Annotated in this window: 21 protein-coding genes and 1 pseudogene; 15 read left to right on the top strand and 7 right to left on the bottom strand. The window is 73.9% G+C overall.

What is annotated here, in order from left to right:
• Nucleotides 1–216 precede the first annotated feature (216 nt).
• Both J4E96_RS20510 and dapD read right to left on the bottom strand, forming a co-directional pair.
• Nucleotides 217–1,100 (bottom strand): annotated as a pseudogene (locus tag J4E96_RS20510) (hypothetical protein).
• Nucleotides 1,101–1,111: 11 nt separating this feature from the next.
• Nucleotides 1,112–2,086, bottom strand: a complete 975-nt coding sequence (dapD, locus tag J4E96_RS16050) for a 2,3,4,5-tetrahydropyridine-2,6-dicarboxylate N-succinyltransferase (protein WP_227423065.1) — start codon at nt 2,084–2,086, stop codon at nt 1,112–1,114.
• Between the two features lie 59 nt (nt 2,087–2,145).
• Here dapD and dapE point away from each other — a divergent pair, with 59 nt between their 5' ends.
• The 6 genes from dapE (at nt 2,146) to J4E96_RS16020 (ending at nt 8,091) form a co-directional block, all read left to right on the top strand.
• Nucleotides 2,146–3,243: a succinyl-diaminopimelate desuccinylase gene (dapE, locus tag J4E96_RS16045; protein WP_227423064.1), complete on the top strand. Its 1,098-nt coding sequence runs from the start codon at nt 2,146–2,148 to the stop codon at nt 3,241–3,243.
• Between the two features lie 10 nt (nt 3,244–3,253).
• Nucleotides 3,254–4,087, top strand: a complete 834-nt coding sequence (locus J4E96_RS16040) for an LOG family protein (RefSeq protein WP_227423063.1) — start codon at nt 3,254–3,256, stop codon at nt 4,085–4,087.
• Nucleotides 4,084–5,001 (top strand): dihydropteroate synthase, encoded by a 918-nt coding sequence (gene folP / locus J4E96_RS16035; RefSeq protein WP_227423062.1) that lies wholly within the window; start codon nt 4,084–4,086, stop codon nt 4,999–5,001. Before J4E96_RS16040 ends, folP begins: the two co-directional genes overlap by 4 nt.
• Nucleotides 4,998–6,197 carry a hypothetical protein gene (locus J4E96_RS16030; protein ID WP_227423061.1) on the top strand — a complete coding sequence of 400 codons (1,200 nt, stop codon included), beginning with the start codon at nt 4,998–5,000 and terminating at the stop codon, nt 6,195–6,197. The genes folP and J4E96_RS16030 overlap by 4 nt, the downstream gene beginning before the upstream one ends.
• A 129-nt stretch (nt 6,198–6,326) precedes the next feature.
• Entirely contained in the window at nt 6,327–6,494 is a 168-nt protein-coding gene (locus J4E96_RS16025) for a DUF3117 domain-containing protein (RefSeq protein WP_227423060.1), read from the top strand.
• A gap of 31 nt (nt 6,495–6,525) precedes the next feature.
• The gene (locus J4E96_RS16020; RefSeq protein ID WP_227423059.1) at nt 6,526–8,091 is read left to right on the top strand and encodes a leucyl aminopeptidase family protein; all 1,566 of its coding nucleotides are present in this window, start codon (nt 6,526–6,528) and stop codon (nt 8,089–8,091) included.
• Nucleotides 8,092–8,095: 4 nt separating this feature from the next.
• Here J4E96_RS16020 and J4E96_RS16015 read toward each other — a convergent pair whose 3' ends face one another.
• The gene (locus J4E96_RS16015) at nt 8,096–8,728 is read right to left on the bottom strand and encodes an O-methyltransferase (RefSeq protein ID WP_227425797.1); all 633 of its coding nucleotides are present in this window, start codon (nt 8,726–8,728) and stop codon (nt 8,096–8,098) included.
• A 205-nt stretch (nt 8,729–8,933) separates the two neighbouring features.
• On the opposite strand from J4E96_RS16015, the gene sigE reads away from it, so the two are divergent.
• From sigE to J4E96_RS15980, 7 genes are all read left to right on the top strand, one after another.
• The gene (gene sigE / locus J4E96_RS16010) at nt 8,934–9,563 is read left to right on the top strand and encodes an RNA polymerase sigma factor SigE (RefSeq protein ID WP_406620466.1); all 630 of its coding nucleotides are present in this window, start codon (nt 8,934–8,936) and stop codon (nt 9,561–9,563) included.
• Nucleotides 9,563–10,567: a zf-HC2 domain-containing protein gene (locus J4E96_RS16005; protein ID WP_227423057.1), complete on the top strand. Its 1,005-nt coding sequence runs from the start codon at nt 9,563–9,565 to the stop codon at nt 10,565–10,567. Before sigE ends, J4E96_RS16005 begins: the two co-directional genes overlap by 1 nt.
• A complete protein-coding gene (locus J4E96_RS16000) occupies nt 10,564–11,892 on the top strand; it encodes a S1C family serine protease (RefSeq protein ID WP_227423056.1) in 1,329 nt (442 codons plus the stop codon). Before J4E96_RS16005 ends, J4E96_RS16000 begins: the two co-directional genes overlap by 4 nt.
• Nucleotides 11,893–11,913: 21 nt before the next feature.
• Nucleotides 11,914–12,375: a Sec-independent protein translocase family protein gene (locus tag J4E96_RS15995; RefSeq protein WP_227423055.1), complete on the top strand. Its 462-nt coding sequence runs from the start codon at nt 11,914–11,916 to the stop codon at nt 12,373–12,375.
• 79 nt (nt 12,376–12,454) lie between these two features.
• Nucleotides 12,455–13,504, top strand: coding sequence for a tryptophan--tRNA ligase (gene trpS, locus J4E96_RS15990; protein ID WP_227423054.1), 1,050 nt, complete (start codon nt 12,455–12,457; stop codon nt 13,502–13,504).
• Nucleotides 13,501–14,103, top strand: a complete 603-nt coding sequence (locus tag J4E96_RS15985) for a 2'-5' RNA ligase family protein (RefSeq protein ID WP_227423053.1) — start codon at nt 13,501–13,503, stop codon at nt 14,101–14,103. The genes trpS and J4E96_RS15985 overlap by 4 nt, the downstream gene beginning before the upstream one ends.
• 9 nt (nt 14,104–14,112) lie before the next feature.
• Entirely contained in the window at nt 14,113–15,174 is a 1,062-nt protein-coding gene (locus tag J4E96_RS15980) for a YihY/virulence factor BrkB family protein (protein WP_227423052.1), read from the top strand.
• 239 nt (nt 15,175–15,413) lie between these two features.
• Here J4E96_RS15980 and J4E96_RS15975 read toward each other — a convergent pair whose 3' ends face one another.
• From J4E96_RS15975 to sdhC, 4 genes are read right to left on the bottom strand one after another with little or no spacing between them, the layout of a single operon-like run.
• On the bottom strand, nt 15,414–16,190 hold the full coding sequence (locus tag J4E96_RS15975) for a succinate dehydrogenase iron-sulfur subunit (protein WP_227423051.1): 777 nt from the start codon (nt 16,188–16,190) through the stop codon (nt 15,414–15,416).
• Complete coding sequence (gene sdhA / locus J4E96_RS15970) at nt 16,190–18,016, bottom strand: succinate dehydrogenase flavoprotein subunit (protein WP_227423050.1); 1,827 nt, start codon at nt 18,014–18,016, stop codon at nt 16,190–16,192. The genes J4E96_RS15975 and sdhA overlap by 1 nt, the downstream gene beginning before the upstream one ends.
• A 50-nt stretch (nt 18,017–18,066) precedes the next feature.
• Entirely contained in the window at nt 18,067–18,537 is a 471-nt protein-coding gene (locus tag J4E96_RS15965; protein WP_227423049.1) for a succinate dehydrogenase hydrophobic membrane anchor subunit, read from the bottom strand.
• Nucleotides 18,537–18,917, bottom strand: coding sequence for a succinate dehydrogenase, cytochrome b556 subunit (gene sdhC / locus J4E96_RS15960; RefSeq protein ID WP_227423048.1), 381 nt, complete (start codon nt 18,915–18,917; stop codon nt 18,537–18,539). Before sdhC ends, J4E96_RS15965 begins: the two co-directional genes overlap by 1 nt.
• A 220-nt stretch (nt 18,918–19,137) precedes the next feature.
• On the opposite strand from sdhC, the gene J4E96_RS15955 reads away from it, so the two are divergent.
• Both J4E96_RS15955 and J4E96_RS15950 read left to right on the top strand, forming a co-directional pair.
• Nucleotides 19,138–20,274, top strand: coding sequence for a mannose-1-phosphate guanylyltransferase (locus tag J4E96_RS15955; RefSeq protein WP_227423047.1), 1,137 nt, complete (start codon nt 19,138–19,140; stop codon nt 20,272–20,274).
• Nucleotides 20,275–20,300: 26 nt separating this feature from the next.
• A complete protein-coding gene (locus J4E96_RS15950; RefSeq protein ID WP_227423046.1) occupies nt 20,301–21,542 on the top strand; it encodes an amidohydrolase in 1,242 nt (413 codons plus the stop codon).
• Nucleotides 21,543–21,611 lie beyond the last annotated feature (69 nt).

Genomic DNA, 21,611 nt, shown 5'->3' with positions numbered 1-21,611 from the left:
GGGTTCGACCTGGCCGTGAGCTCGCGCGTGTGGGCAATCGGTTCCCGAGCGCTCGGGTGTGGGCAATCGGTCCCCTCAATCGGTGGCGGACCGGCAGAAGCCCCACCCGCGCGGGCTCGAGAGCAGATTGCCCACACTCCGTCCGGCGGTCCGCTCCGGCGGCCAGGGTCGGCGCTCCAGTCGCCGACCGGACGGCCGCCCCGTCCCTGGGGTCGCTCAGCCGGCGAGGGTGAGGCGGACCTCGCCGGGCGCGACGGGGTCGGCCGCGCTCGTCGCGGCCCACGCGGATTCCGACCGGGTCCACACCTGGCGGCGGTCGCGACGGCGTCGAGCTCGAGGCCGTCCGCGACCGCGACCGACCACTGCGCGAGCGACCAGGCCAGCCGCGCGTCGTCGGCGGCGTTGCCCGAGCCGAGCGCGCGCGCATCCACGGTGACGACGGCGCCGTCGACGGTCGTCGTCGCGGCGTCGCCGTAGTCGCGCGCGATCCGGGCGGTGACGGCGTCGGCCGAGCCCGCGCTCGTCGACGCGCGCAGCTCGCAGGTCACGGACGCGGGTGTGTACCCGGTCAGCGCCGAGGCCCAGGCGCGAGAGACGCCCTCGTGCTGGGCGTACGCCTCCGGGAAGCCCGAGCGCTGCACGCGCTGGGCTGCCTCGGTGATCGGGAGCCCCTCATAGCCCTCGACGGTGATCAGCACGTCGAAGAACGCGTTGGTCGCGTACACCGGGTCCATGATCTGTTCGATCGTGCCCCAGCCCTGGGAGGGCCGCTGCTGGAACAGGCCGATCGAGTCACGGTCGCCGTAGTCGAGGTTCATGAGCTTTGACTCCTGCAGCGCCGTCGCGATGGAGATCGTCGCCGCGCGCGCGGGCAGCGCCCGGCGGACCGAGACGCCCACGAGCAGCGCGGCGTTGTCGGCCTGGGCCGGGTCGAGGTACCAGCTCGTCCCGTCGCTCGCGGCGGCGCAGCGCTCGCTGAGCACCTCGGCGGTGCCGAGCCGGTTGAGCGCGAACACGACGCCGACCACCGCGAGGCCGCCCACCGCGAGGAGGGTCAGGGCGGTGCGCCCGGGGGAGGTGCGGCGGCGGCGGAGGGACATGGGTCGACGCGTCAGTGCTGGTGCAGCGCGGCGTTGAGGACCACGCCGGCGCCCGTGCGCGCGACCGCCTCGATCCCACCGGACTGCGAGTTGCGGCGAAAGAGCACCGAGCTGGCCCCGGACAGCTCGCGGGCCTTGATGACGCGGGTCTCGACGGGCGCGCCGTCGGCCGTCGTGAACCCGACCAGTGCGACCTTGGTGCCCGCCGTGACGTACAGCCCGGCCTCGACGATGCAGTCGTCGCCGAGCGCGATGCCCAGGCCCGAGTTCGCGCCGAGCAGGGACCGTTCGCCGATCGAGACGACCTCGCGGCCGCCGCCCGAGAGGGTGCCCATGATCGACGCGCCGCCGCCGACGTCGCTGCCGTCGCCGACGACGACGCCCGACGAGATGCGCCCCTCGACCATCGAGACACCCAGGGTGCCCGCGTTGAAGTTCACGAACCCGGCGTGCATCACGGTCGTGCCCGGGGCCAGGTGCGCGCCGAGCCGCACGCGGTCGGCGTCGGCCACCCGCACGCCGGACGGGACGACGTAGTCGACCATGCGCGGGAACTTGTCGACGCCGTAGACGGTCACCGGGGTGCCGGTCGCGGCGCGCAGGCGCAGTCGGGTGGACTCGAAGCCGTCGACCGCGCACGGCCCCCGGTCGGTCCAGACGACGTTCGAGAGCCGGCCGAAGATCCCGTCGAGGTTCTGCCCGTGCGGGGCGACGAGCCGGTGCGAGAGCAGGTGCAGGCGCAGGTAGGCGTCGGCCGCGTCGGCCGGCGGGGCGTCGAGCTCGATGACCGTCCGCACGACGACGGTGCGCACCTGGCGAGCCTCGTCCTCGGCCTCGAGCTCCGCCAGGCCCGCCGGGACGGCCGCGCCGGCCGGCGGCTCGCCGAGCGTCGGCTCGGGGTACCAGACGTCGAGGGTCGCGGGCGTGGCCGCCGGGTCGGACGTGATCGTGGCGAGGCCGAAGCCCCACGCGGTGCGCGAACTCATGCCGCAACCCTAATCGCGGCGCCGCCGGCCGCGGTCGCCGCGGTCGGTAGGGTCGCGGGGTGAGCCCCCACGACACCGTCCTCGAACCGACCGGCGACCTGCTCGCCCTCCTGCGGGCGCTCTGCGACCTGCCGTCGGTGAGCGGGTCCGAGGCGGCGATCGCGGACGCGGTCGAGGCAGCGCTGGCGCCGTACCCGCACCTGGAGGTCCTGCGCGACGGCGACGCGGTCGTCGCGCGGACGTCGCTCGGCCGGGCGGCGCGCGTCATCGTGGCCGGCCACCTCGACACCGTGCCGATCGCAGGCAACGTGCCGACGACGCTGGTCGGCACCGGCGACGACGCGCAGGTGTGGGGCCGCGGGACGGTCGACATGAAGGGCGGCGTCGCGATCCAGGTCGCGCTCGCGGCCGCGTTGACCGCGCCGACCCGCGACGTCACGTGGGTCTTCTACGACAACGAGGAGGTCGACGCGGCCCTCAGCGGGCTCGGCCGGATCGTGCGCAACCACCCCGACTGGCTCGTGGCGGACTTCGCGGTGCTCGGCGAGCCCACGAACGCCGGGCTCGAGGGCGGCTGCAACGGGACGCTGCGCGTGGAGGTCCGCGTGCCCGGCGTCGCCGCGCACTCGGCCCGGTCGTGGATGGGCACCAACGCGGTGCACGGCGCGGGCGAGGTGCTGCGCCGGCTCACCGCCTACGCGGCCACCGACGTCGAGGTCGAGGGCCTGGTGTACCGCGAGGGCATGAACGCGGTCGCGATCCGCGGGGGAGTGGCCGGCAACGTCATCCCCGACGAGTGCGTCGTCACGGTCAACTACCGGTTCGCGCCGTCGCGGTCCGTCGACGAGGCGATCGCGCACGTGCGCGAGCTCTTCGACGGGTTCGAGGTCACGGTGACCGATGCGTCCGGCGGCGCGCGCCCCGGCCTGGACGCGCCCGCGGCCGCCGACTTCGCGGCCGCCGTGCTCACGTTCACGGGCGGCGCACCGGCCCCGAAGTTCGGCTGGACCGACGTCGCGCGCTTCGCCGAGCTCGGCATCCCTGCCGTCAACTTCGGCCCCGGCGACCCGCTGCTCGCGCACAAGGACGACGAGCACTGCGCCGTTCGGCAGCTCCACCTGTGCCACGACGCGCTCCGGTCCTGGCTGACAACTTAGAGTCGCGGGTATGACGAGCGACGACGGCGTACCAGCACCGGGGCACGGCTACCGCAAGGGGCCGGTGCTGCTGCGCCGGGGCCAAATTCCCACCACGACGACCGACCAGCGCCTGCTCGCCCGCCCGGGCAGCAGCGCGAGCTGGCTGCACAGCGACCAGTGGCGGGTGATGCGCATCCAGAGCGAGTTCGTCGAGGGCTTCAGCGCCCTCGCCGAGGTCGGTCCCGCGGTGAGCGTGTTCGGGTCGGCCCGGGTCAAGCCCGAGCACCCCGACTTCGCGCTCGCGGAGCGGGTCGGCCGCGGGCTGGCCGAGGCCGGCTACGCCGTCATCACCGGCGGCGGACCGGGCGTCATGGAGGCCGCGAACAAGGGTGCGAGCCAGGCCGGCGGCCTGTCCGTCGGGCTCGGCATCGAGCTGCCGTTCGAGCAGGGCATGAACCCGTGGGTCGACCTCGGCGTGAACTTCCGCTACTTCTTCGCGCGCAAGACGATGTTCGTCAAGTACGCGCAGGGCTTCATCGTGCTCCCGGGCGGCTTCGGCACGTTCGACGAGCTCTTCGAGGCGCTGACGCTCGTGCAGACCCACAAGGTCACGGAGTTCCCGATCGTCCTCGTCGGCCGCGACTACTGGCGCGGGCTGCTCGACTGGTTCGCCGGGCCGGTGCGCGAGCGCGGGATGATCGGCGACCGGGACCTGGACCTGATCAAGCTCGTCGACGACCCCGACGACGCCGTCGCCCACGTCGTGGCGCACGACGCCGCGCTGCGCGACGCGGAGGAGGCGGCGGTCGCCGAGTCGGCCGCCGCCGAGGCCGCCGCAGCGCGGGCCGCCGCGCAGGCGTGACCCCGCCCGCAGACGTGACCCCGCCCGCCGCGGTGCCGCCCGCCGGCGCGGTCGTCCGGCTGCGGGACCGCACGTTCGGCGCGGACCGCCCGGTCGTGATGGCGATCGTCAACCGGACCCCGGACTCGTTCTACGCGCCCGCGCGGTACGGGTCGGGATCGGCCGCGGCGGACGCCGTCGCGCGCGCGGCCGACGACGGCGCGGACCTCGTCGACATCGGCGGCATCCGCGCCGGGCGCGGCCCCCGGGTCGACGCCGCGCAGGAGGCCGCGCGCGTGCTCCCCGTGATCGAGCTCGTGCGCGAGCGGCACCCCGACCTGCTCATCAGCGTCGACACGTGGCGAGCCGACGTCGCCCGCGCGGCCGGGCGGGCCGGCGCCGACCTGATCAACGACACGTGGGCCGGCCACGACCCGCGCCTCGTCGAGGTCGCCGCCGAGCTGGGGCTGGGCGTCGTGTGCTCGCACACCGGCGGCGCGCGGCCGCGGTCGGACCCGTTCCGGGTGGAGTACCCGGGCGGGGTGCTCGACGACGTCACGGCGACGCTCGCGGCGTCGGCGGCGCGCGCGGTCGCGCTCGGGATCGACCCGGCAAGCGTGCTCGTCGACCCGACGCACGACTTCGGCAAGAACACCTGGCACTCGCTCGAGCTCGTGCGCCGCACCGAGGCGCTGGTGGCCCTCGGGCATCCGGTGCTGATGGCGCTCTCGCGCAAGGACTTCGTCGGCGAGAGCCTCGACCTGCCGGTCGACGAGCGGTTGGAGGGCACGCTCGCGGCGACCGCCGTGGCCGCGTGGCTCGGCGCGCGCGTGTTTCGGACCCACGACGTGCGGGCCACCCGCCGGACGCTCGACATGGTCGCGACCCTCCGGGGCGACCTCGCGCCGGCACGCGCGGTGCGCGGCCTCGCGTGAGCCTGCGGGCGCAGCCCTGGTGGGCCCAGGTCCTCGGGGTCTACGTGCTCGCCCGCGTCGTGAGCGCGCTCGTGCTCGTCGCAGTCGCCCAGGAGCAGGTCGCGAACCTCTGGACCCCGCAGGCGCCGTCGTACCTGCAGTTCACGGGGCTGATGTGGGACGCAAGCTGGTACCGCGAGATCGCCGAGCAGGGCTACCCCCAGACGCTGCCCGTGGGCGACGACGGGACGGTCGCGCAGAACGCATGGGCCTTCTACCCGCTGTTCCCGCTCCTGGCGCGGCTCGTGATGTCCGTGACGGGCGCTCCGTGGCAGAGCGTGGGCCCGCTGCTCGCCGTCGTGCTCGGCGCGGCGGCCATGCTCGTGATCTACCGAGCGATCGAGGCGGGGGCGCCGCGAGCGGTCGCGGCCCGGCCCGGCCTGCCGCTGGCCACGGTCGCGCTCGTGGCGACCTTCCCGACCGCGGTCGTGCTGCAGATCGCCTACACCGAGTCGCTCGCGCTGCTCCTGGTCGCGGCGGTGCTGCTCGCGCTTATCCGACGCCGGTACGTACCCGCAGCGGCGCTCGTGCTCGCGCTCGGCTTCACCCGAGCGGTCGCGCTGCCGATGGCCGTCGTCGTGGCGGTGCACGTCGTCGCCCGCTGGCGCGCCGCGCGCCGCGGCGAGGACGCGGTCCCGCGCCGCGACGTCGGCGGCATGGGCCTGCTGCTCGCCGCCGCGGTCGTCGCGGGGTTCGCGTGGCCGGCCGTGTGCGCCGCGGTCACGGGCCGGCCCGACGCCTACCTCGAGACCCAGGCCGCGTGGCGCGCGCGGCCGGGCGTCGTGCCCGTGCTGCCCTGGCTCGACGTCGCGCGGTGGCTCGCCGGGCAGTGGGGGCCGTTCCTGCTCGGCGCCGTGCTGCTCGCCGTCGCGGTGCTCGTGACCTCCCCGCCGGCCCGGCGCGCTGGCGCCGAGCTGTTCGCCTGGCCGATCGCGTACCTCGCCTACCTCGTGGGCGTGATCGAGCCCGGGACGAGCCTCGCGCGGTTCCTCCTGCTCGCGTTCCCGCTCGGCGCGGTGACCGCCGGCATGGTTCGCGGCTCCGGCCGCCGGCCGCGGCTGTGGCTCGCCGCCCTGGTCGTGGCGGGGACGTTGCTCCAGGTCGGATGGGTGTGGATGCTGTGGCGGCTGACGCCACCGTCGGGATGGCCACCGTGATTGCGACACCAGCAGGGGCTCGAGGTGACCTAGAATGGATCTGGACATCCGCTCCGGACTCCTCGACGCCGCTCCATGCGGGCGCGGGGCTTCCGGAGTCGGTCAGCATCGAATGAAGGAGAGCCACGAATGGCCGCCATGAAGCCGCGTACAGGCGACGGCCCGCTCGAGGTCACCAAGGAGGGCCGTGGCTACGTCATGCGCGTGCCGCTCGAGGGCGGCGGACGACTCGTCGTCGAGCTGAACGCGACCGAGGCCCAGGCGCTCGGCGAGGCACTCACCTCCGCCGTCAGCTGACCCGTTGGCCGGCCGCAGCAGTTCCGCGCGCGTGAGCGCGCGGCTCGGGCATCCCTTTCCCTCGGTCGTCGCCGCGCGCGGCGTCCTCGCCTCGTTCGCTCTTGCGGACGACGTCGAGGCGCTCGCGGTGCCCGTCGCGCCCCCCGCGGCGGGGGAGACCGAGGTGCAGCCCCGTGCCGGCACGGCCGATGCGGCCGCGCGGTACGGGATCGCCCTCGGCGACCTCGCCGAGCGCGCCGGTCTGACCGGATCGCCGGGCGAGGCATGGACCCTGCCGCTGCCGCGGCGGCTGCGCACGTCCGGGCCCGACCTGCCGTGGGCCGACCTGCCCGCGCGGCTCATCCTCGTAGGCGTCGGCACCGGCAGCCCGACCGACCTCCGCCGCGCCGGCGCGGCCCTGGCCCGTCAGACCCGCGGGATCGGCAAGGTCGTCACGACGATCGGCTCCGAGGGTGGCCGTCGCTCGCCCGAGGCCGTCCGCGCCTTCGTCGAGGGGTACCTCCTGGCGTCCTACCGGCTGCCGACCCAGGGCACAGGGCTCGAGCCGGCCCAGCCCGCGCGCGAGCTCGTGCTGCTCGGCAAGCATGGGGACAAGGACGCCGCGGCGATCACTGCCGCCACGGTCGGCGCGCGCGCCACGTGGCTCGCCCGCGACCTCACCAACACCCCGTCGAGCACGAAGAACCCCGCCTGGCTCGCGCAGCGGGCCAGCGACCTCGCCGCGCCGCTCGGCCTCGAGGTCCGCGTGCTCGGGGTCCCGGAGCTCACCGCCGAGGGCTTCGGCGGCATCCTCGCCGTGGGCTCCGGCTCGGCCAGTGAGCCGCGGCTCGTGACCGTGAGCTACCGCCCGGCGGACGGCCGCACGGGGCGGCACGTCGTCGTCGTCGGCAAGGGCATCACGTTCGACACCGGCGGCATCTCGATCAAGCAGCGCCTGAACATGGTCACGATGAAGACCGACATGGCGGGCTCCGCGGTCGCGCTCGCGACGGTGCTCGCCGCGGCCGAGCAGGGCCTGGGTCATCGCGTGACCGCCGTGTTGCCGCTCGCCGAGAACCACTTCGGCGCCGCGTCCTACCGCCCCGGCGACGTGGTGCGCATGTACGGCGGCCGCACGGTCGAGGTGTCCAACACGGACGCCGAGGGCCGCATGGTCCTCGCCGACGCGCTCGCCTTCGCCGATGCCGAGCTGGATCCGGACGTGCTCATCGACATCGCGACGCTCACCGGTGCCGCGAGCGTCGGGCTCGGCAAGACCCACGCCGCGCTCTACGGGGCCGACCGGCCGCTCGTCGCGGGGCTCGAGGCCGCCGCCGACGCGGCGGGCGAGCCGGTGTGGCACATGCCGCTCGTCGAGGAGTACCTCGACGCGATCCGGTCCGACGTCGCGGACCTGCGCCAGTCCCCGCTCTCGCCGCCCGGAGCGGGCTCGATCACGGCTGCCCTGTTCCTGCGCGAGTTCGCGGGCCGGCGCCGCTGGGCGCACCTCGACATCGCGGGCCCCGCGCGCGCGACGGCCGACCGGCACGAGATCACCGAGGGCGCGACCGGGTACGGCGTCCGGCTCCTGCTGCGCTTCCTCGACGACCTGGCCTGAGTGCCTACCGCTTGACGGCGACCAGCAGCCCGTCGCCGGTGGGCAGCATGGCCGCCCGCACGCGGTCGTCGTCGCGCAGCGCGCGGCCGACCTCGCGGATCGTCGTCGTCGTCTCGTCCCGTCGCGCCGGGTCGGCGACCCGGTCGTGCCACAGCGCGTTGTCGAGCGCCAGCACGCCGCCCGGGCGCAGCAGGCGCAGGGCCTGCTCGACGTACGCGGGGTACCCCTCCTTGTCGGCATCGACGAGGACGAGGTCGTAGGCGCCGTCGGTCAGGCGGGGCAGCACGTCGAGCGCGCGGCCCGAGATGGCGCGCGTGCGGGTCGGGCGGATGCCGGCCTCGGCGAACGCCTCCTTCGCGGCGCGCTGGTGCTCGACCTCGATGTCGATCGTCGTCAGGACGCCGTCGACCGGCATGCCCCGCAGCAGGTACAGCGAGGCGATGCCCGCCCCCGTGCCGATCTCGACGACGGCGCGCGCCTGCGCGCTCGCCGCCAGGACGTTCAGGGCGGCGCCCGAGCCGGGCAGCATGGGTACGCAGCCGAGCTGGTTCGCGCGCTCACGGGCCCTGAGCAGGACGTCGTCCTCGGGCAGGAACTCCTCGGAGTAGACCCAGCTCTGGGTCTTGTCGGTGGAGATGGCGGCCTCCTGGGCGGTTCACGATGGTGGTCGAAGCAGTGCCGTGATGGTACCGCCGCGCGGGCCGGAGCCGCGGGGGCCGGCTCGTGCGGAATACCCCCGCACCTGCGAGACTTGACCCAAGACGATCGCAGGCTGCTCAGACGACCTGACGACGTTGAACGCCTGACGACAAAGAACAAGGAGTTGACCGCACCGCATGGCCATGGTCACGCCGAGCGCCATCTCGCCCGATGCTGACGACGCCGTTCGGGTGGGCGACCCCGCCGCGCCCTGGACGCCGCCGTCGTGGGAGGAGATCGTGCGCGAGCACTCGGCACGCGTGTACCGCCTCGCCTACCGGCTCACCGGGAACCAGCACGAGGCGGAGGACCTGACCCAGGACGTCTTCGTGCGCGTGTTCCGGTCGCTCTCCGGCTACACGCCGGGCACGTTCGAGGGCTGGCTGCACCGCATCACGACCAACCTGTTCCTCGACCAGGTTCGGCGCAAGAAGCGGATCCGGATGGACTCCATCGGCGACGAGGCCGAGCGCTACGCGGCGACGGGCGAGCTGCAGAACCCGGAGCGGGGGTTCGAGCACGCGAACCTCGACCGCGACGTCCAGCTCGCGCTCGACGAGCTCTCGCCCGGGTACCGCGCGGCGGTCGTGCTGTGCGACATCGAGGGCCTGTCCTACGAGGAGATCGCCGTCACTCTCGGGATCAAGCTCGGCACGGTCCGCTCGCGCATCCACCGGGCGCGCGCGCAGCTGCGGACCTCGCTCGCGCACCGCGCGCCGGGCGTCCTGCTGCCCGCCGACCTGTCCGACCTGGCCGCCGTCAGGCGCCCGTGATGCACCACCTCGGCAGCTGGGTGAGCGCGCTCGCCGACGGCCAGCTCGGCGCCGCCGAGGCCGAGCGGGCGCTCGCGCACGTCGCGGCGTGCCCCACCTGCGCCGATCAGCTCGCGGCCGCCCGGCAGGCGCGCCGGACGCTGTCCGTCGTCGCGGACGCCGAGCCCGCGCCCGACCTCACCGCGCGGCTGCTCGCGCTCGCCGGCGAGCCGGCCCCCGGACACCCGGACGCGGCCCGCCGCGGGCAGCGGCCGGCCGGGGCGGCCCGTCGCGTGCCGGTCGTGCCGCTGGGCAGCTCCGCGTACTCGATGCCGGCGCGCGCGCTCACGGGCGAGCTGGGCGCGCGTCGGAGCCCGCGCGTGCGGCTGGCCGCGGGTTCCCTCGCGGGGCTCGGCGTCGTGGCCGCGAGCCTGTTCCTGCTCGGCGCCCAGCCCGTCGTCGTCCCCGACTCCGAGCCGGCGCAGGCGCTGACGACCCTCGGCGGCGCGAGCGCCCCGGGCGGGACGTCCGCGACCGCGTGGGCGCCCGAGCTCGCGACGCGGCTCGCCGCGTCGACGTCGTCACCCAGCGCCATGACCTCCGACGCCGCCGTCCTGGCCTGGATGCGCGACGCGGGCTGGAGCAGCCCCGTCGGCCTGCCGGACGGCTACGCGGTCACGGGTGCCCGGCTCGTCGGCGCCGACCGCGAGGTGCTCGAGCTCGACCTCGAAGGTCCCCACGGCGTCATCGTGCTCACCGAGCAGGCGGGCGAGCTCGACGTCGAGGCGCTCGCCGGCGCCGCCGAGCTCACGGTCGGGGACCGGACGGTCTTCGTGCTCAGCAGGCAGCCCTGGCACGCCGTGTGGCAGGCGGGCGACACGGTCGTCTCGGTCGTCGCGGACGGGCAGACCGACGCCGCGACCGAGCTCGTGGCGGACTTTCCCGCCGCGGAGTACGACGACGGCCTGCCGGCGCGGCTCACGCGCGGCTGGGACACCGTGACAGGAGCCTTGGCGCGCCCATGACAGCTGCCGACGAACCGGGCGACCAGCGCGCCCGCGTCAATCCCTTCGCGCCGCCCTCGGGCCGGTTGGCCCCGGCGTCGGCTTCGGCTGCTGCCCCGCCGCTGCTGTCCCCGCAGGCGCGCGCCGACGCGCCCATCGCGGCGGCGGTGGTCGCGCCGCCGGCCGCCTTCGGGTCGGGCGCCTGGGGAGCGCCACCGCCGTTCTCTGCCCCGCGCCGCCCGCGGCCGCGCCGGTCGCTCAGCCTCGCCTGGCTCGCGCCGCTGCTCGTCCTCGCGCTCGCGGCCGGCGCCCTCGGCGGGGTCGTGGCCGTCCGCGTGCTCGACACGGGGCTGCTCGAGGACGCGGGGCTGCCGGTCTCGGCTGCGCCGGTCGGCGCGGCTCGTGCACCCGAGAGCGTCGCCGGCATCGCCGCCCGCGTGCTGCCGAGCGTCGTCGCGATCCAGGTCGAGGGCGCCGACGGCACGTCGACGGGCTCGGGGATGGTCCTGCGCCAGGACGGGTACCTGCTGACGAACAACCACGTGATCGCGGCGGGCGCGGCGGATGGCGCCACGATCGAGGTGCTGTTCGCGGACGGGACGAAGGAGCCCGCGCGGATCGTCGGCCGGACCGGGGACTACGACCTCGCCGTCATCAAGGTCGAGCGCACGGGCCTCGTGCCGCTGACGCTCGGGGACTCCGACGACGTCGCGGTGGGCGACCCCGTGGTCGCGGTCGGCGCCCCGCTCGGGCTCCAGGGGACCGTCACGACCGGGATCATCAGCGCGCTGAACCGTCCCGTCTCGGCGGGCGACGCGACTGACACCGCCTTCATCAACGCCCTGCAGACGGACGCCGCGATCAACCCCGGCAACTCCGGGGGCCCGCTCGTGAACGCGGCGGGCGAGGTCATCGGGATCAACTCCGCGATCGCCCAGCCGCCGGGCGCCGGCGCGGTCACGGCGGGGAGCATCGGGCTCGGGTTCGCGATCGGCTCGAACCAGGCGCGGCGCACGGCGGAGCAGCTCATCGAGTCGGGCACCGCGACCTACCCGATCGTCGGTGTGCTGCTCGACCAGAGCTACGCCGGCGAGGGCGTGCAGGTCGCGACCTCCCCCCAGCAGGGCCAGGAGGCGGTCAGCCCCGGCGGCCCGGCGGACAACGCGGGCATCCGGTCCGGCGACATCATCCTGACCATCGACGGTCGCCCTGTCACCGAGCCGGACGAGCTCATCGTGTCGATCCGCGCGAAGGCGCCGGGAGAGACCATCACGCTCGAGGTGCGAACGGGCGACGATCCCGCGCGGGCGATCCGCGTCGTGCTCGACGAGGCGACCAGCCAATAGCCTCGCGGGTATCGTGACGGTGTGTTCGACATCAACGGCGGCGAGTTCCTGCTGCTCATCGTGGTCGCCGTGATCGTCGTCGGGCCCGAGCGGCTGCCGCGGTACGCAGCCCAGCTCGGCGCCTGGGTCCGCACGGCGCGGGGCTTCCTGCGCACCGCGAAGGAGCGGGTCGACTCCGAGCTCGGCGACCAGGTCGGCGACGTGGACTGGACGGCCCTCGACCCCCGCCGCTACGACCCGCGGCGGATCGTCCGCGAGGCGCTGCTCGACGACCCGCCGGTCAAGCCCGCGGTGACCCCCGGCGTGCGCACGTACACCGCCCGCGCGACGCCGGGCGCCGCGGCGACGGCTGCGGCGGTGCCGGTAGCGGCCGCGGCGGCCGGGATCTCGGGCGGGATCACCGGCGCGACAGGCGCCGCGAGCGACGCGGCCACGGCCCCGGCCGGGACCTCGCCCCCGCCCTTCGACGACGAGGCCACCTGAGCGCTGCCGCGCGCGGCGCGGGCCGCCGTCGGGCGCTCGGAGGTCGCAAGCACCTCGGCGCACCTGCGAGACTGGGCAGATGTCCACAGCGGTGACCTCGTCGATGCCCGTACCCCGCCCCCGGATCTTCTCCGGCATGCAGCCGACCTCGGACTCGCTGCATCTGGGCAACTATCTCGGTGCCCTGACGAACTGGGTCTCGCTGCAGGACGACTACGACGCGCTGTACTGCGTCGTCGACCTGCACGCCCTGACCGTCGCGACGGACCCCGCGCTGCTGCGGGACCGCACCCGGAGCACGGCCGCGCAGTACCTGGCCGCCGGCGTCGACCCGGCCCGGTCGATCCTGTTCGTGCAGTCGCACGTCGCCGAGCACGCCGAGCTGGCCTGGGTGCTCAGCTGCCACACCGGGTTCGGCGAGGCCGGCCGGATGACGCAGTTCAAGGACAAGTCGGCTCGGCACGGCTCCGACGGGACGTCGGTCGGCCTGTTCACCTACCCTCTGCTCATGGCGGCGGACATCCTGCTGTACGACACCAACCTCGTCCCGGTCGGCGAGGACCAGCGCCAGCACCTCGAGCTCTCCCGCAACGTGGCGCAGCGCCTGAACGCGCGGTTCGGGCCCGGCACGGCCGTCGTGCCGGAGCCGCACATCGTCAAGGCGACCGCCAAGATCTACGACCTGCAGGACCCGACGGCGAAGATGAGCAAGTCGGCCGCGAGCCCGAACGGGATCATCGAGCTGCGCGACGACCCCAAGGTCGTGGCGAAGCGGATCCGGTCTGCCGTCACGGACGCGGGCCGCGAGATCCGGTTCGACCCCGAGGGCAAGCCCGGGGTGTCCAACCTGCTCACGATCTTCGCTGCGCTCACCGGCAGGTCCATCGAGGCCCTCGAGGGCGAGTACGCCGGCCGCGGCTACGGCGACCTCAAGAAGGACCTCGCCGAGGTCGTCGTCGACTTCCTCGCCCCGTTCCAGACCCGGGTCTCGGGCTACCTCGAGGACCCGGCGACGCTCGACGACCTGCTGGCCGACGGCGCCGAGCGGGCCCGCGCCCTCGCGCGCGAAACCCTCGAGCGCGTCTACGACCGGCTCGGGCTCCTGCCCGCGCGCGCCCGGCGCTCGTGATCCTGCCCGAGCGGTCCGGCAGCCAGCTGCGGATCGGTGTCGCGATCACGGTCCCGGAGCCCTACGGGTCCACGCTTCAGCACGCTCGCGGGCGGTTCGGCGATCCGCTCGCCGGCGACATCCCGCCGCACATCACGCTCCTCGGCCCGACGGTCGTGGAGCCGCGCGAGCTCGCGGACATCTCGGCGCACCTCGCGCGCGTCGCGGCGGCCACCCGGCCGTTCGTGTTCCAGCTCCGGGGCACCGGCTCGTTCCGGCCGGTCTCGCCCGTCGTGTTCGTCCAGGTGGACGAGGGCGCACCCGAGTGCGCGCGGCTCGAGGCCGCGGTGCGCTCCGGCCCGCTGGCGCAGGACGTACGGTTCGACTACCACCCGCACGTGACCGTCGCGCACGAGGTGCCCGACGCGGCGCTCGACCGCGCTTTCGCGGAGATGGCGCAGTTCCAGGCGCGGTTCGTGGTGAGCGGGTTCCAGTTCTTCGAGCACGGCGACGACAACGTCTGGCGCCCGGTCCGCGACTTCCTGTTCACCGGCTCGTCCGCGCGGCCGCGGCGCGCGAGCGGGAGCGCTCCGTTCGCCCGGGAGCGCACCGGCTCGTAAGGTCGTCCGATGGGCGAAACGCACCGGCCAGAGCACGTCGACGACGCCGTCGCGTCCCCCGCGGCCGGGGCGGGCTCGGCGCACGTGGCCGCGGCGTCGACGGCCGACGTCGCGGCGGGGCGACCCGAGACCGGCCCGCGCGGTTTCGCGGCGATCGTCGCGCGCCTGCAGGCGGTGCTGGCCTGGTGGCAGCAGACCCGGCCCGCGCGCGCGAACGCCCGGTTCGGCGCCGCGGGCGGCGGCGTGCTCACCGGCGGCATCGCGTACAGCGCGCTGTTCTCCGTCTTCGCGGGCCTCACGCTGGGCTACACCGTCTTCATGGCCGTGCTCGGACGGAACACGGGCCTGCGCCAGGACGTGCTCGACACGCTCGCCAGCTCGCTGCCGGGGCTGATCGACACCGGCGACGACAGCGGCCTGCTCAAGCCCGAGGACCTCGTGGTGAGCGCGGGCCTCAACGCGGCCGGCGTCGTCGCCGTCGTCGTCCTCGCGCTCAGCGCGACCGCCGCGATGGCGGCGCTGCGGACGGCGATCAGGGCGATGTTCGGCGCGCAGGGGGGCGGCGGGAACGCCGTGACCGGAAAGCTGCGGGAGCTGGCCAGCTTCGCCGGGCTCGCCCTGGCGGTGCTCCTGTCGGCGGTGCTCAGCATCGTGGTGACGACGGCCGCGGGCTGGGCGCTCGACCTCGTCGGGCTCAGCGACGGCATGGGATTCGTGGTGCGCGTCGTCGGGATCGCGGTCGCGTTCGTGGTGGACGTCGGGATCTTCGTGCTCGTGGTCGTCGTGCTCGCGGGGCAGCACCCGCACCGCCGTGAACTGCGCGGTGGGGCGATCATCGCCGCCGTCGGCATCGGCGCGGTGCGGCTGCTCGGCACGAGCGTCGTCGCCCGGAGCTCGGACGCCAACGCGTTGCTGGCGTCATTCGCGGTGCTCGTGACGCTGCTGATCTGGATCAACCTGATCGCGCGGATCGTGCTGCTCGCGGCCGCGTGGACGGCCAACCCGCCGCTGCCGACCCCGGTGGAGGAACCGCTCGCCGACCCGGACGCCGCTGCGAGCCCCGCGGCCTGAGCCCTGCCGCCTGAGCCCTGCGGCCTGAGGCCCCGGGCGAGACGCCCTGCCCGCCCCGGCGGCCGATCTGGACAAGCGAGGTGCGGGCGTTCGGTCGTTCCGGGAGCGCGTGTGGGCGTTCGGTCCCCGGAGAGCGGTGCGGACCCGCACATCGGCCACAAGCGCGGGCCTGGCAGCCGAACTCCCACACTCGCGCGCCGGGCAGGGCCCCGCCCCAGGCCCTGAGCGCCGCGGGCGACTCAGAAGGCGCGCGTGATCATGGCCTTCTTGACCTCAGCGATCGCCTTGGTGACCTCGATGCCGCGCGGGCACGCCTCGGTGCAGTTGAAGGTGGTCCGGCAGCGCCAGACGCCCTCCTTGTCGTTGAGGATCTCGAGCCGCTGCTCGGCGCCCTCGTCGCGCGAGTCGAAGATGAACCGGTGCGCGTTCACGATCGCGGCCGGGCCGAAGTACTGGCCGTCGGTCCAGAAGACCGGGCACGACGTGGTGCACGCGGCGCACAGGATGCACTTGGTCGTGTCGTCGTACCGCTCGCGCTGGGCCGCCGACTGCAGGCGCTCCTTCGTGGGCTCGTTCCCGGTCGTGATGAGGAACGGCATGATCTCGCGGAACGACGCGAAGAAGGGCTCCATGTCGACGACGAGGTCCTTGATCACGGGCAGGCCCTTGATCGGCTCGACGGTGATGGGCTTGTTCGGGTTGAGGTCCTTGAGCAGAACCTTGCACGCGAGCCGGTTGCGGCCGTTGATCCGCATCGCGTCCGAGCCGCACACGCCGTGCGCGCACGAGCGGCGGAACGTGACGGAGCCGTCGAGCTCCCACTTGACCTTGTGCAGCGCGTCGAGGAGGCGGTCGGTGCCGTGCGCGGTGACCGTGAACTCCTGCCAGTACGCCTTGTCGCCCGTCGTCTCCGGGTTGTACCGGCGGATGCGCAGGGTCACGTCGAAGGACGGGATGACGCCGAGCTTGCCGGTCGCCTCGCCGCCCGCGGGCTTGGTCTCGAGTCGGGTAGCCATCAGTACTTGCGCTCCATCGGCTCGTAGCGGGTCTGGATGACGGGCTTGTAGCCCAGGACGACGTCGAACATCCCGGGTGCCGCGGCCCCCGGGCCGCCCACGGTCGCCGCGGCCCCCGCGGCGACGGCCACCGGGCGTCGGTACGCCATCGTGTGCTTCATGTACGCGGCGTCGTCACGGGTCGGGAAGTCCTCGCGGAAGTGCCCGCCGCGCGACTCCTGCCGGTTCAGGGCGCCGACGACGACGACCTCGGCGACGTCGAGCAGGAAGCCGAGCTCGAGCGCCTCGAGCAGGTCGGTGTTGAACGCCCGGCCCTTGTCCTGGACGCTGACGTTGCGGTACCGCTCCTGGAGGGCGCGCACGTCGGCGAGCGCTTGCTCGAGCGACTCGGCCGTGCGGAACACCTGGGCGTTGGTGTCCATGGTCTGCTGGAGCGCGGTGCGCACCTCGGCGACGCGCTCGCCCGACGGGCGCGCGCGCATCTCCTCGAGCTCGGCGACGACGCCGACCGAGGGCTCGGCGGGCATCTCGACCCAGTCGGCGCCGATCGCGTACTCCGCGGCGGCGATCCCGGCGCGCTTGCCGAACACGTTGATGTCGAGCAGCGAGTTCGTGCCGAGCCGGTTCGAGCCGTGCACGCTGACGCAGGCGACCTCGCCCGCGGCGTACAGCCCGGACACCGTGTCGGTGTTGTTGCGCAGCACCTGCGCGGTGATGTTCGTCGGGATGCCGCCCATCGCGTAGTGCGCGGTCGGGTAGACCGGGATCGGGTCGGTGTACGGCTCGATCCCGAGGTAGGTGCGCGCGAACTCCGTGATGTCCGGCAGCTTGGCGTCGATGTGCGCGGGCTCGAGGTGGGTCAGGTCGAGTAGCACGTAGTCCTTGTTGGGGCCGGCCCCGCGCCCGTCGCGCACCTCGTTCGCCATCGCGCGCGCGACGATGTCGCGCGGCGCCAGGTCCTTGATCGTGGGCGCGTACCGCTCCATGAACCGCTCGCCGTCGCTGTTGCGCAGGATCGCGCCCTCCCCGCGGGCGGCCTCCGAGAGCAGGATGCCGAGCCCGGCGAGGCCGGTCGGGTGGAACTGGAAGAACTCCATGTCCTCCAGCGGCACGCCGCGGCGGTAGGCGAGCGCCATCCCGTCGCCGGTGAGGGTGTGGGCGTTCGAGGTCGTCTTGTAGATCTTCCCCGCGCCGCCGGTCGCGATGATGACGGACTTGGCGCGGAAGAGGTGGATCTCGCCCGTGGCCAGCTCGTAGGCGACGACGCCGGAGACGCGGACGTCGGCGCCGTCGGCCACCTCTCCGCCCGTGAGGTCCTCCGACAGCAGCAGGTCGAGCACGTAGAACTCGTTGAAGAACTGCACGTCGTTCTTGACGCACTGCTGGTAAAGCGTCTGCAGGATCATGTGGCCGGTGCGGTCTGCCGCGTAGCAGGACCGGCGGACGGCGGCCTCGCCGTGGTTGCGGGTGTGCCCCCCGAACCGGCGCTGGTCGATCCGGCCCTCGGGCGTCCGGTTGAACGGCAGCCCCATCTTCTCGAGGTCGAGCACGGCGTCGATGGCCTCCTTGGCCATCACCTCCGCGGCGTCCTGGTCGACGAGGTAGTCGCCGCCCTTGACCGTGTCGAAGGTGTGCCACTCCCAGTTGTCCTCCTCGACGTTCGCGAGCGCGGCACACATGCCGCCCTGGGCGGCGCCGGTGTGCGAACGCGTCGGGTAGAGCTTGGAGATCACGGCCGTGCGGGTCCGCGTAGAGGACTCGAGCGCCGCGCGCATCCCGGCGCCGCCGGCACCCACGATGACGACGTCGTACTGGTGGGTCTGCATCTGGTGCGTTGTCTCCTGTGCGAGAGGTGGAACGGGTGCCGGGCCGCCGGTCAGGCGAAGCAGAACGAGGGCAGGAGGTCTGCCGGTTGACCGGGCGGGCACGGGTCGAACGTGAAGATCACGAGCGTCCCGAGCACGACGACGACAAAGAACGCCAGATAGAGCGCGAGCTTGAGCACGAGCCGGAACGTGTCGTTCTCGGCGTAGTCGTTGATGATCGTGCGCACGCCGTTCGTGCCGTGGATCATCGCGAGCCAGAGCATCACCAGGTCGTAGTTCTGCCAGAACGGGTTCGCCCACTTGCCGGCGACGAAGCCGAAGTCGATGGCCTGGATGCCGTCACCCGCGAACAGGTTGACGAACAGGTGACCGAAGATCAGGCCGACGAGGATGACGCCGGAGCCCCGCATGAACACCCAGGAGTAGAGCTCGAAGTTGCCCCGGGTCGTCTTGCGCCGCCGGTATGGGGCCCGCGGGTCGGGGATGGCGGCCGTGCCGGCCGCGCGGGTCGACGCGCTCATCACGATCCCCCGAACACGTGCGACAGGTGCCGCGGCAGGAAGCCCGCCATGGTCACGATGAACAGGCCGACCACGACCCAGAGCATGACGCGCTGGTACCTGGGCCCTTTGGCCCAGAAGTCGACCACGATGATCCTGAGACCGTTGTACGCGTGGAACACGATCGCGGCGACCAGCCCGGCCTCGGCGAGTCCCATGACCGGGTTCTTGTAGGTGCCGATGATGGCGTTGTACGTCTCCGGTGACAGGCGCACGAGCGAGGTGTCGAGCACGTGCACGAGTAGGAAGAAGAAGATCAGGACGCCCGTGACACGGTGGGCGACCCACGACCACATGCCTTCTCGGCCGCGGTACAACGTGCCGGCGGGGGCACTGGGCACTGAATCCTCCTGAGCTGCGAGGGTGGACGACGGCGTCCGATTTTTGCCCACTGTACTGACTCGGATCCGGGTCAGCCCCTCGGGCGAGCCCCGAAGCGGGGCCCCCACGGGGGTTTGTGACCAATCGCACAGGCCCGTTGACCTCCGGCGCAGCACGGCCGGAGACACGGCGCCGCCGTGCACTGGTTCACGACCGGCCCCCCATCACTACCCTGACCCCATGACTATCGCCCCCGCCGGCCCCATCCCTGACTTCCACGCGGTCATCCCGGCGGGCGGCGCGGGAACGCGCCTGTGGCCGCTGTCGCGGTCCGGCTCGCCCAAGTTCCTGCACGACCTCACCGGCTCGGGCCGGACGCTCCTGCAGGCCACCGTCGACCGGCTCGCGCCGCTCACCGCGACCGACGCCGTGCTCGTCGTGACCGGCGAGCGCCACGTCGACGCCGTCCGCGCTCAGCTCCCGGACGTCGCCGCCGCCCAAGTGCTCGCCGAGCCGTCGCCGCGGGACTCCATGGCCGCGATCGGCCTGGCCGCCGCGGTGCTCGTCCAGCGGCACGGCAGCGACGTCGTGCTCGGCTCCTTCGCCGCCGACCAGGTCATCCACGGCACCCCCGCGTTCGAGAGCGCCGTCCGCGAGGGCGTCGCCGCGGCCAACGCCGGCTACGTGGTGACGGTCGGCATCGCGGCCTCCGTCCCCTCCACCGCGTTCGGGTACGTCCGCTCGGGCGAGACGCTCGGCCTGGCCGATGCGCCGAACGGGCGGCACGCCGTCGGCTTCACCGAGAAGCCCGACGCCGCGACGGCCGCCGCGTACCTCGCGACGGGGGAGTACCGCTGGAACGCCGGCATGTTCATCGTGCGCGCCGAGGTGCTGCTGACGCACCTCGCCGCGCAGCTGCCGCAGATGCACGCAGGCCTGCGCACGCTCGCGGCCGCCTGGGACACCGCTGACCACGACCGGGTCCTGGCCGAGGTCTGGCCGACGCTCGAGAAGATCGCCATCGACCACGCGATCGCCGAGCCCGTCGCGGCGGCTGGCGGCGTCGCCGTGGTGCCCGGCGACTTCGGCTGGGACGACATCGGCGACTTCGCCTCGTTGAGCGCGCTGCTCGCGCCCGTGCCCGGTGGGGACGACGACGCGCGGGTGCTCGGCGACGACGCCAGCGTCGTCCGCCTCGACTCCGTCGGCTCGCTCGTGATCCCGGCGTCGGGCCGCATGGTGGTCGTGCTTGGCCTGGACGACGTCGTCGTCGTGGACACCCCCGACGCGCTGCTGGTGACGACGCGGTCGCGCGCCCAGCAGGTCAAGGACGCGGTCGCGGCCGTGCGCGAGAAGGGGCGGCCCGACCTGTTGTAGTCCCGCGGGGGCCTAGGCTCGGCTGCGTGCTAGCCGATGCCGAACTCCTCGCCGAGACCGCCGAGCTCGTCGCCTCGTTCCGTGCGGAGCTGATCGCGATCCGGCGGGACCTGCACGCGCACCCCGAGCTTGCGCGCACCGAGCAGCGCACCACGCGGGTGGTCGCGGATCGGCTCCGGGCCGCGGGCCTCGAGCCGCGCCTGCTGCCCGGCACCGGCCTGATCTGCGACATCGGCCCGGGCCCCGCCGTCTCGGGCAAGCGCTGGGTCGCGCTGCGCGCGGACATGGACGCGCTGCGCCTGCACGACACGTGCGGGCTGCCGTGGCGGTCGATCGTCCCCGGCATCGCGCACGCGTGCGGCCACGACGTGCACACCACGGTCGTGCTCGGCGCCGGCCTCGTGCTGGGCGAGCTCGCGGCGCGCGGGCGGCTCACCTCGGGCGTCCGGCTGATCTTCCAGGCCGCCGAGGAGGTCCAGCCGGGCGGTTCGCTCGACGCGATCGCGGCCGGGGCGCTCGACGGCGTCGCCCACATCTTCGCGGTGCACTGCGACCCGCGCGTCGACGTCGGGCACGTCGGTACCCGCATCGGGCCGATCACGTCCGCCTCCGACGAGGTGACCGTCGTGGTGACCGGGCCGGGCGGGCACACGTCGCGCCCGCACCTGACGGGCGACGTCGTCTTCGCCCTCGGCCAGGTGATCACGCAGGTCCCGGCCGTGCTCGGGCGGCGCCTCGACCCGCGCTCGGGCGTCAACCTGACGTGGGGCGCGGTCCAGGCGGGGTCCGCGCACAACGCGATCCCGGCCTCGGGCTCGGTCCGGGGCACGCTGCGCTGCCTCGACAAGCGCGCCTGGGAGCTCGCGTCGTCGGTCTTCCACGACGCGGTCGAGCAGGTCGTCGCGCCGTACGCCGTCGAGGTTGAGATCCGCCACCTGCGCGGCGTGCCGCCGGTCGAGAACGCCGCCCGCTCGACCGCGGTGCTCGAGGCCGCGGCCCGCGAGGTGCTCGGCGACGACTCGGTCGACCTCACCGAGCAGTCGCTCGGCGGCGAGGACTTCGCCTGGTACCTGACCAAGGTGTCGGGCTCCATGGGCCGGCTCGGGGTGCGCGAGCCCGGCGGGCGCACGTTCGACATCCACCAGGGTGACCTGCAGGTGGACGAGCGCGCGATCGACGTCGGCGTCCGGCTGCTCACCCGGACCGCCCTGCTGGCCAGCGACGTCGCTCCCGACCCGATGCGACCGTCGAACATTCCGAATCCATAACGAACCACGGACGTTACCGTCCGGTAACACGGCGCCGTAGTTCCGCGCACTAGGGTGCGAGGACATCAG

It is taken from the genome of Pengzhenrongella sicca, assembly GCF_017569225.1.
GTDB lineage: Bacteria > Actinomycetota > Actinomycetes > Actinomycetales > Cellulomonadaceae > Pengzhenrongella > Pengzhenrongella sicca.
The sequence above is the reverse complement of the archived record's forward strand: the minus strand, read 5'-3'. Positions and strand labels throughout refer to the sequence as shown.

Bases quoted from the DNA above. Each gene is read 5' to 3' on its own strand.
- dapD (WP_227423065.1), bottom strand. From the start codon at position 2,086: ATGAGTTCGCGCACCGCGTGGGGCTTCGGCCTCGCCACGATCACGTCC.
- J4E96_RS16040 (WP_227423063.1), top strand. From the start codon at position 3,254: ATGACGAGCGACGACGGCGTACCAGCACCGGGGCACGGCTACCGCAAG.
- J4E96_RS16025 (WP_227423060.1), top strand. From the start codon at position 6,327: ATGGCCGCCATGAAGCCGCGTACAGGCGACGGCCCGCTCGAGGTCACC.
- sigE (WP_406620466.1), top strand. From the start codon at position 8,934: ATGGTCACGCCGAGCGCCATCTCGCCCGATGCTGACGACGCCGTTCGG.
- J4E96_RS16005 (WP_227423057.1), top strand. From the start codon at position 9,563: ATGCACCACCTCGGCAGCTGGGTGAGCGCGCTCGCCGACGGCCAGCTC.
- J4E96_RS16000 (WP_227423056.1), top strand. From the start codon at position 10,564: ATGACAGCTGCCGACGAACCGGGCGACCAGCGCGCCCGCGTCAATCCC.
- trpS (WP_227423054.1), top strand. From the start codon at position 12,455: ATGTCCACAGCGGTGACCTCGTCGATGCCCGTACCCCGCCCCCGGATC.
- J4E96_RS15980 (WP_227423052.1), top strand. From the start codon at position 14,113: ATGGGCGAAACGCACCGGCCAGAGCACGTCGACGACGCCGTCGCGTCC.
- J4E96_RS15975 (WP_227423051.1), bottom strand. From the start codon at position 16,190: ATGGCTACCCGACTCGAGACCAAGCCCGCGGGCGGCGAGGCGACCGGC.
- sdhA (WP_227423050.1), bottom strand. From the start codon at position 18,016: ATGCAGACCCACCAGTACGACGTCGTCATCGTGGGTGCCGGCGGCGCC.
- J4E96_RS15965 (WP_227423049.1), bottom strand. From the start codon at position 18,537: ATGAGCGCGTCGACCCGCGCGGCCGGCACGGCCGCCATCCCCGACCCG.
- J4E96_RS15955 (WP_227423047.1), top strand. From the start codon at position 19,138: ATGACTATCGCCCCCGCCGGCCCCATCCCTGACTTCCACGCGGTCATC.